At 59.8% G+C, this 13,458-nt stretch carries 13 protein-coding genes and 1 pseudogene; 6 read left to right on the plus strand and 8 right to left on the minus strand.

Annotated features, from left to right (window positions below; translation table 11 throughout):
• Positions 1 to 177: 177 nt before the first annotated feature.
• From JW799_RS26325 to JW799_RS26335, 3 genes are all read right to left on the minus strand, one after another.
• On the minus strand, positions 178 to 1,248 hold the full coding sequence (locus JW799_RS26325; protein ID WP_205432480.1) for a saccharopine dehydrogenase family protein: 1,071 nt from the start codon (positions 1,246 to 1,248) through the stop codon (positions 178 to 180).
• A gap of 34 nt (positions 1,249 to 1,282) precedes the next feature.
• Positions 1,283 to 3,532, minus strand: a complete 2,250-nt coding sequence (locus tag JW799_RS26330; RefSeq protein ID WP_275901490.1) for a heavy metal translocating P-type ATPase — start codon at positions 3,530 to 3,532, stop codon at positions 1,283 to 1,285.
• An 80-nt stretch (positions 3,533 to 3,612) separates the two neighbouring features.
• The gene (locus tag JW799_RS26335; protein WP_080837835.1) at positions 3,613 to 4,020 is read right to left on the minus strand and encodes a metal-sensitive transcriptional regulator; all 408 of its coding nucleotides are present in this window, start codon (positions 4,018 to 4,020) and stop codon (positions 3,613 to 3,615) included.
• Positions 4,021 to 4,416: 396 nt separating this feature from the next.
• Between JW799_RS26335 and JW799_RS26340 the strand changes: the two genes are divergently transcribed.
• Positions 4,417 to 5,706 (plus strand): nucleotide sugar dehydrogenase, encoded by a 1,290-nt coding sequence (locus tag JW799_RS26340; protein ID WP_080837833.1) that lies wholly within the window; start codon positions 4,417 to 4,419, stop codon positions 5,704 to 5,706.
• A gap of 187 nt (positions 5,707 to 5,893) precedes the next feature.
• Here JW799_RS26340 and cysC read toward each other — a convergent pair whose 3' ends face one another.
• The 3 genes from cysC to JW799_RS29045 form a co-directional block, all read right to left on the minus strand.
• Positions 5,894 to 6,424, minus strand: a complete 531-nt coding sequence (cysC, locus tag JW799_RS26345; protein ID WP_205432485.1) for an adenylyl-sulfate kinase — start codon at positions 6,422 to 6,424, stop codon at positions 5,894 to 5,896.
• 45 nt (positions 6,425 to 6,469) lie between these two features.
• A complete protein-coding gene (locus JW799_RS26350; RefSeq protein WP_205432487.1) occupies positions 6,470 to 7,486 on the minus strand; it encodes a glycosyltransferase in 1,017 nt (338 codons plus the stop codon).
• A 230-nt stretch (positions 7,487 to 7,716) separates the two neighbouring features.
• On the minus strand, positions 7,717 to 7,896 hold the full coding sequence (locus tag JW799_RS29045) for a hypothetical protein (protein ID WP_240353415.1): 180 nt from the start codon (positions 7,894 to 7,896) through the stop codon (positions 7,717 to 7,719).
• Positions 7,897 to 8,200: 304 nt separating this feature from the next.
• Here JW799_RS29045 and JW799_RS30350 point away from each other — a divergent pair.
• Positions 8,201 to 8,284: pseudogene (locus tag JW799_RS30350) on the plus strand (glycosyltransferase); the annotation flags it as partial.
• Position 8,285: 1 nt separating this feature from the next.
• The gene (locus JW799_RS29050; RefSeq protein WP_420830697.1) at positions 8,286 to 8,858 is read left to right on the plus strand and encodes a glycosyltransferase; all 573 of its coding nucleotides are present in this window, start codon (positions 8,286 to 8,288) and stop codon (positions 8,856 to 8,858) included.
• Here the strand turns inward: JW799_RS29050 and JW799_RS26360 are convergent.
• Positions 8,855 to 9,055 carry a hypothetical protein gene (locus tag JW799_RS26360; RefSeq protein WP_205432491.1) on the minus strand — a complete coding sequence of 67 codons (201 nt, stop codon included), beginning with the start codon at positions 9,053 to 9,055 and terminating at the stop codon, positions 8,855 to 8,857. The two genes, JW799_RS29050 and JW799_RS26360, sit on opposite strands and share 4 nt — an antisense overlap.
• A gap of 18 nt (positions 9,056 to 9,073) precedes the next feature.
• Complete coding sequence (locus JW799_RS26365; RefSeq protein WP_205432493.1) at positions 9,074 to 9,820, minus strand: DUF2642 domain-containing protein; 747 nt, start codon at positions 9,818 to 9,820, stop codon at positions 9,074 to 9,076.
• A gap of 218 nt (positions 9,821 to 10,038) precedes the next feature.
• Between JW799_RS26365 and JW799_RS26370 the strand changes: the two genes are divergently transcribed.
• The 3 genes from JW799_RS26370 (at position 10,039) to JW799_RS26380 (ending at position 13,412) form a co-directional block, all read left to right on the plus strand.
• Positions 10,039 to 12,225: a glycosyltransferase gene (locus JW799_RS26370; RefSeq protein WP_205432496.1), complete on the plus strand. Its 2,187-nt coding sequence runs from the start codon at positions 10,039 to 10,041 to the stop codon at positions 12,223 to 12,225.
• 247 nt (positions 12,226 to 12,472) lie between these two features.
• Positions 12,473 to 12,694 carry a hypothetical protein gene (locus JW799_RS26375; protein WP_205432498.1) on the plus strand — a complete coding sequence of 74 codons (222 nt, stop codon included), beginning with the start codon at positions 12,473 to 12,475 and terminating at the stop codon, positions 12,692 to 12,694.
• 37 nt (positions 12,695 to 12,731) lie between these two features.
• Positions 12,732 to 13,412, plus strand: coding sequence for a sulfotransferase (locus JW799_RS26380; RefSeq protein ID WP_205432500.1), 681 nt, complete (start codon positions 12,732 to 12,734; stop codon positions 13,410 to 13,412).
• Positions 13,413 to 13,458: the final 46 nt, after the last annotated feature.

The raw sequence follows: 13,458 nt of genomic DNA on the forward strand, positions 1-13,458 counted from the left end.
ATTCCCGGGGGACGATCCGGATTCCCGAGCGAGAGGGGGAGATGTTCGGAGAACTGTTTCGCGCTGCCCGAGCGGCGCGCCCGTGCCCCGCGAGCCAGTCCGGGGCCTTCGCAAAAAAGCCGACGTCCGCAGCCTTCTCGTCGACGGCCGCATGGCGTCGGCATCGTTTTTCCCGTCCTAGCTTATCCGGAATTCCATTTTCGCGACTTTGGCAAGATCGTTCCTAAACGCCTCCAATTCGAAGCTTTCCTCAATATGGTACACGCCCGGGGGGCATTCGTCGCCGTAAACTGATCTTGCGACCCGGACGGCCGTTATTGCGGTGGCTTCCGCTTCGCGCTTACCGTAGAGGAAACATTCGGCCCGTGCGCTTTCGCCTCCCTTCGTTCCCCGAGCGTCGATTTTGACTGCAAACATCGGTTCTCCTATTTTTACGGAAAGAAGACGATTCACCAAACCGTCCCGAATCGTCTTGCTCCGAAGCAAGCGAAGCGCTCCGAGCGTTTTCAGCCCGGCCAGCAGGCCGGTCAGCGGGGCGGAGTCGAACGCTAGGCGGGTGGAAACGGTCGGAACCCGAAGCGTCTGCGGCAAAATATGCTGATCGGCGAAATTGAAGCGATATGCCTTCCGTTTCCCGAGACGCCCGCCGAAATCGGCGGCATAGCCGTCGGTAAAGCTGTCGGCTTCGGCTGGCATGCCTTGTTTCGTGACGGCGAATTTCGCATTCAAGTTGTCGACGGTCCATTCGACGGCCGCTCTTCCGTGCGCGTCCCCAAGTCCGAGCATAACGGAAATGTCGATCGACTCCGTCCGGTCGAGCTGGCGATTCGCCTGGAGCGCAAGCAAATTGGTCAGGCCCGGTGCCAGTCCGACGCTCAGTACGGCCGACGCGCCGCCCTCTTCGGCCAGCGAATGAAGCGGACGGAGCCGGGAAAGAAACCCGTAGTCCGCGGATATATCGATATAATGGACGCCGTGCCGAAGGCACTCGCGTGCGAACGCGGTATCCGTCTGATCCAGGCACATGACGACCAGCTTCGTTTCCGAAAAAAACGACGGATCGGGGGAGCGGGTCAGGTCAATCTGCATCGGCAGGGCCCGGCCTTCCGTTTCCCGGCTCAAAGCTTCGGCCCGTTCCCGGCTTCTCCCGGCCGCATGCACCCGGCCCGGAAATGCCTGGGCCAGTTCCTTGCTGATCATGCCCCCGACTTGCCCGTATCCCCCGATGACGACAATGCGGTTTTTCATGCCTCATTCTCCGATCTTGACGGTTGTGTTTCGACTAAGAGCGAACTTTCGCCCGCTGCAGCCTGAGCGCGTTCAGCACGACCGAGACCGAGCTCAACGCCATCGCCGCGCCGGCCACCCACGGGGCCAGCAGCCCGATGGCGGCCACCGGGATGCCGAGCGTGTTGTACCCGAGCGCCCAGAACAAATTTTGCTTGATGTTGCGCATCGTCTTGCGGCTCATTTCGATCGCGTCCGGGATGCCCGACAGATCGCCGCGCATGAGCGTCACGTCCGCCGCTTCCATCGCGACGTCCGTGCCGGTTCCGACGGCCATGCCGACGTTCGCCGTCGCAAGCGCCGGCGCGTCGTTGATGCCGTCCCCGACCATCGCGACCGTTCGGCCGAGCGCTTGCAGCTTGCGGACTTCCGCCGCCTTCTGCTCCGGCAGCACCTCCGCCCGCACTTCCGCGATGCCGACCTGATCCGCGATCGCCTTCGCCGTCCGCTCGTTGTCCCCCGTGATCATGATGACCTGAATGCCCATTTCGCGGAGCCTGGCGACGGCGGCTTTCGACGTTTCCTTGACCGTATCCGCGACCGCGACGATGCCCGCGAAGCGCCCGTCGACCGCCGCCAGCATCGCGGTCTTGCCCTGCCGCTCCAGCGCCTCCAGCTCTTCGTAAGCGCCGCTTGCGTCCACGTCAAGGCTCTCCATCAGACGGCGCGTTCCGATCCAGATGCGCTTGCCCTCGATTTCGGCCTTGACGCCGAAGCCCGGCAGCGCTTCGAAGGACGCCGCTTCCGGCAGCCCGATGCCGCGCTCCCGGATGCCGGCGACGATCGCCTCCGCAAGCGGATGCTCCGACGCTTTTTCCGCCGCGCCGACGAGCCGGAGAAATTCCGTTTCGTCGTCTGCGGCCCGAACGTCCGTCAGCTCCGGCTTCCCTTTCGTCACGGTTCCGGTTTTGTCCAGCACGACCGTGTCGATTTTATGGGTTTGCTCCAGATGCTCGCCGCCCTTGAACAGGATGCCGAGCTCCGCGGCCCGGCCCGATCCGGCCATGATCGAAGTCGGCGTCGCCAGGCCCAGCGCGCAGGGACAGGCGATGACGAGAATCGCGATCGCGTTCTCGAGCGCTTCCGAAAGTTCTCCCGGCGCCGCGAAGAAGTACCACGCGACAAAAGCGGCCGCGGCGACGGCGACGACGATCGGAACGAAAATGCCGGAGATGACGTCCGCGACGCGCTGAATCGGAGCTTTCGAGCCTTGCGCCTCCTCGACGACCCGGATAATTTGCGCGAGCGCCGAATCCTTGCCGACCTTCGTCGCCCGGAAACGCAGCGCGCCGTTTTTGTTGATCGTCGCCCCGAACACGGCGTCCCCGGCTTTTTTGGCGACGGGAAGGCTTTCCCCCGTCAGCATGGATTCGTCCACTGCCGATTCGCCGTCGAGCACTTCGCCGTCCACCGGAATCTTCTCGCCGGGACGCACGAGCACGATATCGCCGCGGACGACTTCCTCCGCGGGGACCTGCCGTTCCTCTCCGTCGCGAACGACGACCGCCGTTTTCGCCCGGAGCTTCATCAGCGAACGGATCGCTTCCGACGTGCGGCCTTTGGCGAGCGTTTCGAACCATTTGCCGAGCAGCACGAGGGTAATCAGAATCGCGCTCGTTTCAAAATACAGCGACGGAGCGTGATGGGCGCCTCCTCCGCTTAACGACCAGTCGACCGTCAAATACAAGCTGTAAAAATAGGCGGCCGAGGTGCCCAGCGCGACGAGCACGTCCATGTTCGCGCTTTTGTTCCGAAGCGCCTTGTACGCCCCGACATAAAACGCTTTTCCGATATAGAACTGCACCGGCGTGGCCAATGCGAGCTGAACCCACGGATTCATCAGCAAATCCGGGATATACATCCATGAGGTGAACGAAAAATGCGCGACCATGCTCCACAGCAGCGGCAGCGAGAGCAGCGCCGACGCGATAAGCTTTCCTTTTTGCCGCCGAAGCTCTTTGTCCCGGCGATCGTCCGGCTTGTCGCCCTCCCGCTCCGCAACCGCCTTGTAGCCGAGCTGTTCGACTTTGCGCTGCATGTCCGCCACGGATACCGCTCCCGGCGCGTACTCGATCCGGGCGGTTTCCATCGCGAAATTGACGGAAGCGCTCGCGACGCCGGGCATTTTGCTTATTCCTTTTTCGATTCGGTTCGCGCAGGCGGCGCAGGTCATTCCTTCGAGCTTGAACCGGGCGATTTCTTTTTCCGCGTCCGCGGCCGAGATCGAGTCCATGTTCGATTCCATGATGTTTTCCTCCTCGTCTTGCTTCATATACCCCTATACCCTATATTGAAAGCCAAGCAAAAACGCCTTTCGGCGTTTTTCTACTTCATCAGCTTCTGGATCGTCGTCATCAGCTCCGATACGACGTCCTCGTCGCCTTCCTGGATCCGCTCGATGACGCAGCTTTTCATATGGTGCTCCAGCAAAAGCTTTCCTACTCCGTTCAGCGCGGCCTGCACCGAGGCGATCTGGTGAAGGACGTCGTCGCAATACGTATCCTTCTCGATCAGTCCCTTGATGCCGCGCACCTGGCCCTCGATCCGGTTCAGCCGGCTGATCAGGCTGCTCTTGACTTTATCCGAATGGTGACTTTTTCGCGTCGTTCCGCATTCGCTGCCGCACCCCTGCTCGCCATGTTCGCCATGTTCGCCATGTTCGCCATGCCCATGCTTTGCGGCTTCGGCCGCGATTTCGTTTGTTTCGCGTTCGGCCGGTTCCGATTTCGCCATTATGCTCGCCTCCGCTCCGCTTCGCTTCCATAACGCCTGCCAACGCGAGGGCGTTACGAAGTTTTGTTCGATTCTTGATTCTTACTATATACCCCCCACCCCTATATGTCAAGCTAATCCGAACCGCTATGCGCGCGCCCTTATTTCCGGAACAGGCCAATATTGGAAGCTCCTACTTTGTCCATCATCCTGATCGAGCTTAATTGGACGCGGTGCGGCATCCGGCCCATTCAATCCGAAAACTGCGGGGAGACATTCAGTAAACGACTTTCCGTCAGCATTGCTTTGGCTTTCCGGCGCTCTTGCTCGAAAGGCGATTCGTCCACTCCAACCATTGCGGGTTTTCATACATTATCATGATCGGGCAAGGGCAGACATTAGTAGAGGTGGAATGTTATGAATACGCGAAACATAACCCTATCCGTCATCGGGCTTGGTTATGTCGGCCTTCCGCTGGCCCTTCTGTTTCTGGAGAAGGGGTACAGGGTTATCGGCATTGACAGGGATCCCCGCAAAATCGAAATGCTGAAGCGGGGAGAAAGCTATCTGCCCGATCTGACGGACGAGACCGTTCGCTCCGCGTTGGATCGGGGCTTTGTAATCGCCGCCGATTACGATGCGCTGGCCGGGGCCGAAGCCGTCGTTATTTGCGTTCCCACCCCGCTGGACGAACGGCACGAACCGGATTTGAGCTATTTGATGGAGGCCGCGAGGAAATTGAAAGACAGGCTCCGGAGCGGGCAGCTTGTCGTTCTGGAAAGTTCGACTTACCCGGGAACGACAAGGAAAGCCTTGCTTCCGGTACTCGAGGAATCGGGGCTTGCGGCCGGCAAAGATTTTTATTTGGGATACTCTCCCGAGCGGGTCGATCCGGGCAACCGAACGCATTCGCTGCAAAATATCCCCAAAATCGTGAGCGGTGTCACCAAGCCCTGCCTGGAAAAAGTACGCGAACTTTACGGATCCGTGTTTGCCGACGTGATCGCCGTATCGACGACGGAAGCCGCCGAAATGACCAAGCTGCTTGAAAACGCCTACCGGTTCGTCAACATTTCTTTCATCAACGAACTGGCCATGATTTGCGACCAACTGAAGGTTGACGTTTGGGAAATTATCGACGCGGCAAAGACGAAGCCGTTCGGCTTCTCGGCCTTTTATCCGGGTCCGGGGATAGGCGGCCACTGCATTCCGGTAGATCCCATTTACCTGCAATGGGCCGTCCAGCAGCGCGGCATGGATACGGGCTTCATCGGTTTGTCCAGATCAGTCAATCACCGTATGCCCGCTTATATCGTCGAACAAATTCAAGCCAGGCTGTCTCCGCTGAAGCCAATAAGCGACTCCAGCATTCTTATATACGGAGTCGCTTATAAGCGCAATACGAACGACGTCCGGGATTCCGGGGCGCTGGAAATTTTGAAGCTGCTGAAAAAAACGGGCGCCGACGTCCGGTATCACGATCCCTATGTCCCTTCGATTCGGATTGAAGAGGAGCGCATGGAGAGCGTTCCGCTGACCGACGATAGCCTGGAGTCCTCAGATTGCGTCGTCGTGCTGACCGATCATTCCTGTATTCCCGCAGCACGGATGATGAAACGCGCGTCGCTCATTTACGATACCCGCAACGTATTCGGGGAATCGGCCGGCAAAGCCGCGATTTTCCGATTGGGAGGAGGCCGTTCATGAAAAGGCATCCGCATGTTTTTGTTCGCAAGGATCGGATCCTAAGCCTCGGCATCCCGCCTTGCAAAGAAGACCGGCAGCGAAAACGCTGCAGGTCGTTTTTTTTCGCTGTTGGAAGGCGATTCCTGCAAATCATGCCGGCTAGTAGGAAAAATCGGGTTTGTTCAAGATTCGCGCCGAAATGTCACGTTCAAACGGAAACGTATCCCCGCTCCTTCAAATATTCGATCGTTTTCGCCGCGCTCTCCTCCGCCGTCTCGTGTTCGGTATCGAGGACCAACTCCGGACGGTCCGGCTCCTCGTACGGATCCGAAATCCCGGTGAACGCCGGGATGCTTCCGGCCAGCGCCTTCCGGTACAATCCTTTTACGTCCCGCCGAATGCACTCCTCGAGCGGGCATTTGACATAAACTTCAACGAAAGGGTCGATTTCGCTGCGCAAAAAAGCCCGCATCGAACGATAAGGCGAAATGAACGAAGCCAGCACCACGACGCCGTGGCGCGTCAGCAGCTTGGCGACGTAGGATACGCGCTCGATGTTCCGAATCCGGTCTTCCCGGGAAAAGCCGAGATCCGGACACAGCCGGCTCCGGACTTCATCTCCGTCCAGGCGTTCCACCGGAACGCCCGCTTCGGAAAGCTTCCGCTCGACGAGCCGGCAAATCGTCGTTTTGCCCGCGCCGGACAAGCCGGTCAGCCAAACGGTTGCGCCTTTGCCCAAACGAATCCCTCCTCCTGACCGCTAGATGGATTAGCGGCGAGATCGTCAACGGCTCTCGAGCTCGCCGATCAGCGCCGCGATAGCCGCTCCCCTGCGTTCCCACGAATTGGCCAGCGCGAATCGCCTGCGCTCTTCGCCGTCTCCCGGCGATTCGAGCCGCCTCGATACCGCTTGGACGAATGACGGCCGGTCGGGCGCAATGTCGACGTGCGGCGCCATCAGTCCGCATTCCGGCAAAGCGGCGGACACGACCGGCTTTCCGGCCGCCAAATATTCGTAGGCTTTGACCGGATTCACCGCAAGCGTAAGCGGCGTAACGCGAAACGGGATGACGCAAACGGAAAAGCTCCGGATATAGCCGGGCAGCTCCTCGTGCGGCTTTAGCCCGACGAACCGGACGGAGCCGGCCGTCGGCCCGTATTTCCGTCCGAATTCCGGGCCGACCGCAACGACTTCGGCATCCGGAAGACGAGCCAGCTCGCGCACGAGCGGCACGTCGATCCACGGCGCCCACGCGCCGATGTAACCGATGCGCCGCTTCCCCGGCTCCGATACCGCGGGGTCCGCTTCTGCGCCCGGCGGGCCTGCGTGCAAGTTCATCGCCCGATCGTACCCGTTGCGGACGAGCTCGATCCGCTTGTCCGGATAGCTGCGCGCAAGCCGCTCCTTAAGCCGCGCGGACGAGCAGACGACGGCATCCGCCGCCGCGACCGCTTCTTTTTCGTAACGCAGCCATTCGGCCATCTCGTCCGCGCAATCGTAAACGAGCCAGTCGGGCGCGTAATCCCGCGTGGCTTCGCGAACCCGAAACGGAAGGCTGCACCAGACGCCGATCTTCCCGCGAGCGGAACGGCGGATGGCCGGCCATTGTTCCGATAACCAACGTTCATGATCGTGAACGACATGCAAATCGGGCTCGACCGTCTGAACGGGACGGGCCGCTTGCGTCCGGTTGCAGAAATAAACGGTATGCCCGGCCGCCGCCAACCGCCGCATCAGCTGCTGCGGACGCTGCTTCATCCAATGCCAATCCAGCGTCGGCGGATAGATCACCACGCTCATTTGCCCCAACCTTTCGGAAAACGATGACGTTTTTCGCCGCTCGAACATATCGTATAAAAGCCGTACACTCTATTTGCGCCGGAGGTTTCGATGCTCGTATTCATATTGGACGCCGCGGACGGCAAGCTCGCGCAGCGAACGGAGGACGGCATCGCGGCCGCTTGCGCCGGCTGCCGCTTCGTCCGGGTCGCTGCCGGCGCGGCGGCGACGATGAACCGCGTGCTTACGGATTACGCCGAACCCTTTTTCGCGACGTTTACGGCCGGAGATGCCGTGCAGCCCGAATTTTTCGAGCTCGTTGCGCGATCGCTGCCTTCGCTCGGCCCGAAGGACGCCGGAATCGTCGCGCTTCTAGCCGCGCGGAAGCCGAATCCGGCGGAAGAACCGAGCGCTCCGATCGTTTGGCGCACGGAAGCGGTCCGTTCGTCCGGGGGATTCGCCGAGCCGGACCTGCTGCCTTTCGAGCGGTACGTACTGCTGGAAAAAAAACTGCGGCTCGACCCATTTCATACGTGGAAAACGGTGCCCGCCGACGGCTTTCTTCCGAAGCCGCGGCGAAATTTGGGCTGGCACAAGACCGCGCGGGAATGGCGCGAGCTGAAGCCTCTGCTTTCAGGAACGAATACATCGCCTCTCGAGAACGAGCGGCCCTTGCTGTCGATCGTCCTCTGCACGTACAATAACGCGGACGTTCTGCTTTGGGCCGTACGCAGCGTGCGCGTCCAGACCTTTCGCGATTGGGAACTGATCGTAGCGGACGACGGCTCGACCGACCGCACGCGGCGGATACTTGACGAACATCCGCTGCTTATGGATTCGCGTGTGCGCGTGCTACGAATCGAACGCAACCGCGGCAAGGCGCGCCGCCTTGAATTCGGCTTTATCGGCCGCCAGAGGCCAATGGCTGATGGAACTCGACGCGGACGACTGGCTGGCGCCGGATTGCGCCTCCGCCATTGCGGCTCGCGCCCGGGACGACGACCGGGCGGGCGCCATCTACGCCGACTGCGTCGAATGGCGGGAACTGTCCGGCAAACGACTGGTCTACGCCGGAACCCGAAGCATTGCGGAGCCTCTCGACGCCTGGCGGCTGCTGGAACAGCCCTTTCCGCTCGCGCCGAGAGCTTTTCGCATCGCATTGCTGAGACGGCTGGGAGGATGGCTGGTGACGGATCCGTTCGACGGCCGATTGTACGAAGATTTGCAGATGCTTGCCCGCGTCATGCAGGAGCGACCTTTGCTCCGGATTCCCCAGGCCCTGTATAACAGACGGATCCGGCTATCCAGCGTAACCCAGCGAAACAAGGCGAACTACCCGGCATGGAAGGCATGGATGCGCGAAACGCTTCTTCGGGAGCGGCCGGACGATTAGGCCAGCACGCGCACGAACTCCGTGTTTTGGATCAGGATGCTGACCGGGCCCGTGATCGACGAATAACTGGAACTGACCGCATTTACCGTCAATACCCCGTTGCCGACTCCCAGAAGCGTGCCTTGGATAAAATCATTCGTCATGAACACCTCGACGCTCCGGCCGATATATTGCGCGATCGCCGTTTCAAAATCCAATTGTTCGCACCTCCCGCGTCAAGCGATAAAATTGATATTTTCAAAAAGGATAAATACGATGTCGCCCGTCGGCTCCTGAATTTGCACATAATTCGTTCCGACCGCGACGAGCGTGCCTGACACCGAACCGGCGTCCGTATCGACCGTAATGGTCGTGCCGACCCGGCCCTGCAGCGTCGCGGACAACCCCGCGTATTCCTCGGTAATGGCACCGACGACAGCCTGGATTTGCTGGATGGCCGCATTGGCCGTGCCGAGCTGCGTACCGAGCGTTCCGATTTCCGACGCAAGCGACGAATACTGGGAGCCAAGCGTTGCGATTTGCGATGAAAGCGTCCCGTTTTGGGATTGCAGCGCGCCGATTTCCGAAGCGAGCGACGCGTTCCGGGCTTCGAGCGCCCCGACCCTTTGGGCGAGGCTGCCGGACTGATTGTTCAGCGCGCCGACTTGTTGGCCCAGCGAGCCAACCTGGGATTGAAGCGTGCCGACTTGCGAAGTCAGCGTCCCGACCTGCGTATTCAACGATCCGACCTGCGTCGTCAGCGCGCCGACTTGCGTCGCGAGCGCGGCGATCTGTCCCTCTTTTGCCTGAAGCGACTCCACCTGATCCCGAAACGCGTCGACCTTGAACGCGAGATGATGAAATTTCTTTCTCAGCGCGCGCAGCGCTTTAAGAAAGAAGGAACGAAACGACTTCACCCGCCCGTGAATGACCCGTTTTTTCTTCTTCGGTTTAGGCTTTTTGCAAGCTTTGTCAATTGTCAACCGAAACTCACTCCTCCCAAGTCGATTTCCGTAGCAGGTTATGTGGATGATTGTACGATGGCAACTCGTCTATCCGAAGATGAGGAAACAACCCATCCGCAAGCGCACAATTGGCTGCCGCCGTGGACAAACGACCATATGGGAAAACGCCTGTTCACATAAACTGAAGCAGACTCGCGCGCGCGAAAAATGCCGGAGCCGATGGGGAGGTTGCGAAGTTGACCGCTGAACGAACGGATTTTGCGACAAATTATTTAAGCCGTCAACACTATTACAGGACGTTGCTTGCGAGACCGCCGGAGACGACGGCGCTGACGCTGATGAAAATATTGGGGGAAAACACATACAAGGCGATCGTCGTTTACCCGGAAGCCGTCGATTGGGAACCGCAGCAACGGCCGCAGCATTTGCTCCGGGAAATGGCCGCCAGGGGGTATCTCTGCTTTTTCTGCGAAAGCTCCAAGGAACCTTTCGAAGCGCGTCAAATCGAGCCGAATCTGTATGTGCTGCGCCGGGGGGAAGCCGAGCTGCTTTCCGCTCTCCGAAGCCAATCGGTCATCGTTCTGTGCACGTGGATCATGCAAATGGCGCTGGGCGAGCTGTTTCCCCATCGAACCGTCTGGTACGACATTCTGGACGATTTGACGTTTTTCTCCCAATATGACGAAGGCATGCTGCAAAAGCACCGGGAATTGCTGCAAAGAGCCGACGTCGTGACTTATTCCGCGCGCAAGCTCCTTTCCTACGCGGAAAGCAGGGCGGATGCCCTTTACTTGCCGAACGCGGCGCGGCTTGAAGATTTCGCGGACGTTCCGGCCGAAGCCCCGGACGATTTGAAACCGATTCTGGCATCGGGCTCCCCGATCATCGGGTATTTCGGCGCGATCGAACCGTGGTTCGACGCGAAGCTTATCGCCAAGCTGGCGCAAAAACGGCCCGACTGGCAGTTTGTCCTGATCGGCAAAATCGGGATCGATCCCGGAAAGCTCGCGCAAAGCAATATTCATCTCATGGGCTTCAAAATGTACAAGCAAATCATGCTTTACGCCCGTTATTTCCATGCCGCCGTCATCCCTTTCCTCGTGAACGAGGTGACCGACCGCGTGTCGCCCGTCAAATTTTTCGAATATGCCGCTTCGGGACTGCCGGTCGTATCCGCCCCGATCGCGGAAATGACCCCTTACGCTTCCCCATGGATGCGCATCGCGAGCGGAGCGAACGCTTTTTTGGCCGAACTCGACCACTGCCTGAAGGAGGAAACCGCCCGCCTGGCGAAAACGGAAGCCGTTCGCTTCGCCCGGGAACAGACGTGGGCGAAGCGTCTCGAGAAGGTGGAAGAACGATTGACGGCGGCGGCGAACGCCTGGAAAGCCTATGCCAACTACGATCCGGCGGGAAAAGTGGCGGTCATGGCGACGACGTTTCTCGATTTCGAGGGGGAACGGTTTTACTCCGGCGGCGCTGAGCGGTATTTGATCGATCTGGGCCGATTGTGCGAGCGAATGGGTCTCGGCTTCGTCATTTACCAATACGGAAATTATCCTTGGGTGCGGCGGATTCGCAATATCGATGTCGTGTCGTTGTCCAGAGGAGGCCAGCACGCGAGGGAATTCACCTTCTCCTCCGTTAAAATGTTCAACCGGCTGTTTCGGGAGCAAACCGCCGAACGCGCCCTTTTGGCCGTCTATTCCGCTTATTTCAACGCCTGGCCGCACGGAACGGCTACGCCCAGCATCGGCATCATTCACGGCGTCAGCTGGGATAATCCTGCTGCGAAGTACAAAGACGGCAGCGCGTTCTGGGAAATTAACCGGCGCTTCATCGAAGGTGCCCGGATCTGCGGCGAGCTTGTCTCCGTCGACACCAATTCGGCCAACTGGTTTCAAACGATCGATTACGAGCTGGGCCGGAAAATCAAAGTCATTCCGAACTACGTCGACGCCGAAGCGTTCTCGCCTCGGAAAGGCTTTCTCGAACCCCGCGACCGCACGGTCATCTTGTACCCGCGGCGGCTGTACAAACCGCGCGGCTTGTATATGACGCTGGATGCGGTCGATCGGATTCTGGAAAAGTACCCGTCCGTCGACTTCCATTTCGTCGGCAACGGGGACGCGGCCGACACGGTTCACGTGGAGGAAAAAATCCGCAAATGGGGAAACCGGATCCGGCTTTATTCATTGCCGCTCGAGGAGATGGCAAGCGCCTACCGGCAGGCCGACATCGCGCTGATTCCGACGCTGTTCAGCGAAGGCACGAGCCTTTCTTGCCTGGAGGCGATGGCGTGCGGCAACGCGGTCATCGCGACGCGCATCGGCGGACTGCCCGACCTGGTCATCCACGACTATAACGGGCTGCTGATCGAGCCGAATACGAAGCTCTCGTCGCGGCGATCGAGGAGCTGCTGAACGCCCCCGTCAAGATGGCCGTGCTGAAACGGCGCGCAGCCGAGGTTGCGAGCGTTTTTTCCAAGCGGCGCTGGGAAAGCAAGTGGTCCGACATCATCCGCCCGATGGTCGAGGCGAGCTCTCGAAAACCCGGGAGTAGCGCCGGAAAAGCGCGTCAAATCGAAATCTACCTGAACGATGTTCCGGCCGGCAACGGGAAGCTGGGCGCGACGATCGTTTCGCTTTTGAGCAGGGGCATCTCGTTTATTTGCGGCTTAAAACCGTCGCGCCGGCGGCCTTGCTTTCGTTCGGCCGCCTGCAGTGGATGAATTGGAGTACGGCCGTGCATTCGAAACCGGACCTGATTTTGGCGTTAAAGGAGATTCGGGACGATATCGGCCGCCCGGTCGACGGCGTTTTGAATGCGAAGGGGGAATGGGAATGGACGTCATCGTATCCGCGATCGCTTTTCGAACCGGATCCACGTTAGTCCAGCGTTTGTTCAATGCCCGCCCCGCCACCTTGATTTGGGGGAGCACGGGGGCATCGTCAGCGAATTCGTCAAAATCGGCGTCCTGGCGAAGCATTTTTCGGTTCACGGCAAGGCGGAAAGGGAGGCTTATTTCGCCAGCGGCGAAAATCCGAACACCTGGATCGCCAACATGTCGCCGGACGAACGCGCCGTGGACGAGGCGGTCGTCGCGGCGCTCAGGGCGTGCCTCAAGACGCTGTATGACGACCGGGGCATGAAGCACGATCGCATCGGCTTCAAGGAAGTCCGATACGGGAAAGCCGAAATCGAGCTGCTGAAGGCGTGCTTTCCGAACGCGGTCGTCGTGCTTCTCGTCCGGCATCCGGCTGACGTATGGAAAAGCGAAACCTCCTATTGGTCGGACGACGCCCGCCGGTTCGGGGAAACGTGGAACGCCCGGGCGCTGGAATACGCCTCGCTTTGCGATCCCGCGCGCGGCATCCATCTCGTTCGCTACGAGGACATTGCGGGCCGCGAGGAGCGCACGCTCCGGCTGCTGTCCGAGCTTGCGGACGTTCCGGTCGCGGCGCTCGAAAGCGTGCTCGGCGTCAATCTGAACAGCACCCGCGCCGAGCGATCCGGGAAGGATATCGCGGTTATTGCGGAAACTTGCCGCGAGGGCATGCGGTTGTTCGGCTACGCGTCGGACGAAATTAATCCCCTGCCCCGCGGATAGGATCTTTTGATTTTAGCGGCCCGGGAGACGCTACCCGAGCCGCTTT

The sequence above is a fragment of the Cohnella algarum genome (assembly GCF_016937515.1).
In the GTDB taxonomy this organism is placed as follows: Bacteria; Bacillota; Bacilli; order Paenibacillales; family Paenibacillaceae; genus Cohnella; species Cohnella algarum.

Bases quoted from the DNA above. Each gene is read 5' to 3' on its own strand.
- JW799_RS26330 (WP_275901490.1), bottom strand. From the start codon at position 3,532: ATGGAATCGAACATGGACTCGATCTCGGCCGCGGACGCGGAAAAAGAA.
- JW799_RS26325 (WP_205432480.1), bottom strand. From the start codon at position 1,248: ATGAAAAACCGCATTGTCGTCATCGGGGGATACGGGCAAGTCGGGGGC.
- JW799_RS26340 (WP_080837833.1), top strand. From the start codon at position 4,417: ATGAATACGCGAAACATAACCCTATCCGTCATCGGGCTTGGTTATGTC.
- JW799_RS26350 (WP_205432487.1), bottom strand. From the start codon at position 7,486: ATGAGCGTGGTGATCTATCCGCCGACGCTGGATTGGCATTGGATGAAG.
- JW799_RS26335 (WP_080837835.1), bottom strand. From the start codon at position 4,020: ATGGCGAAATCGGAACCGGCCGAACGCGAAACAAACGAAATCGCGGCC.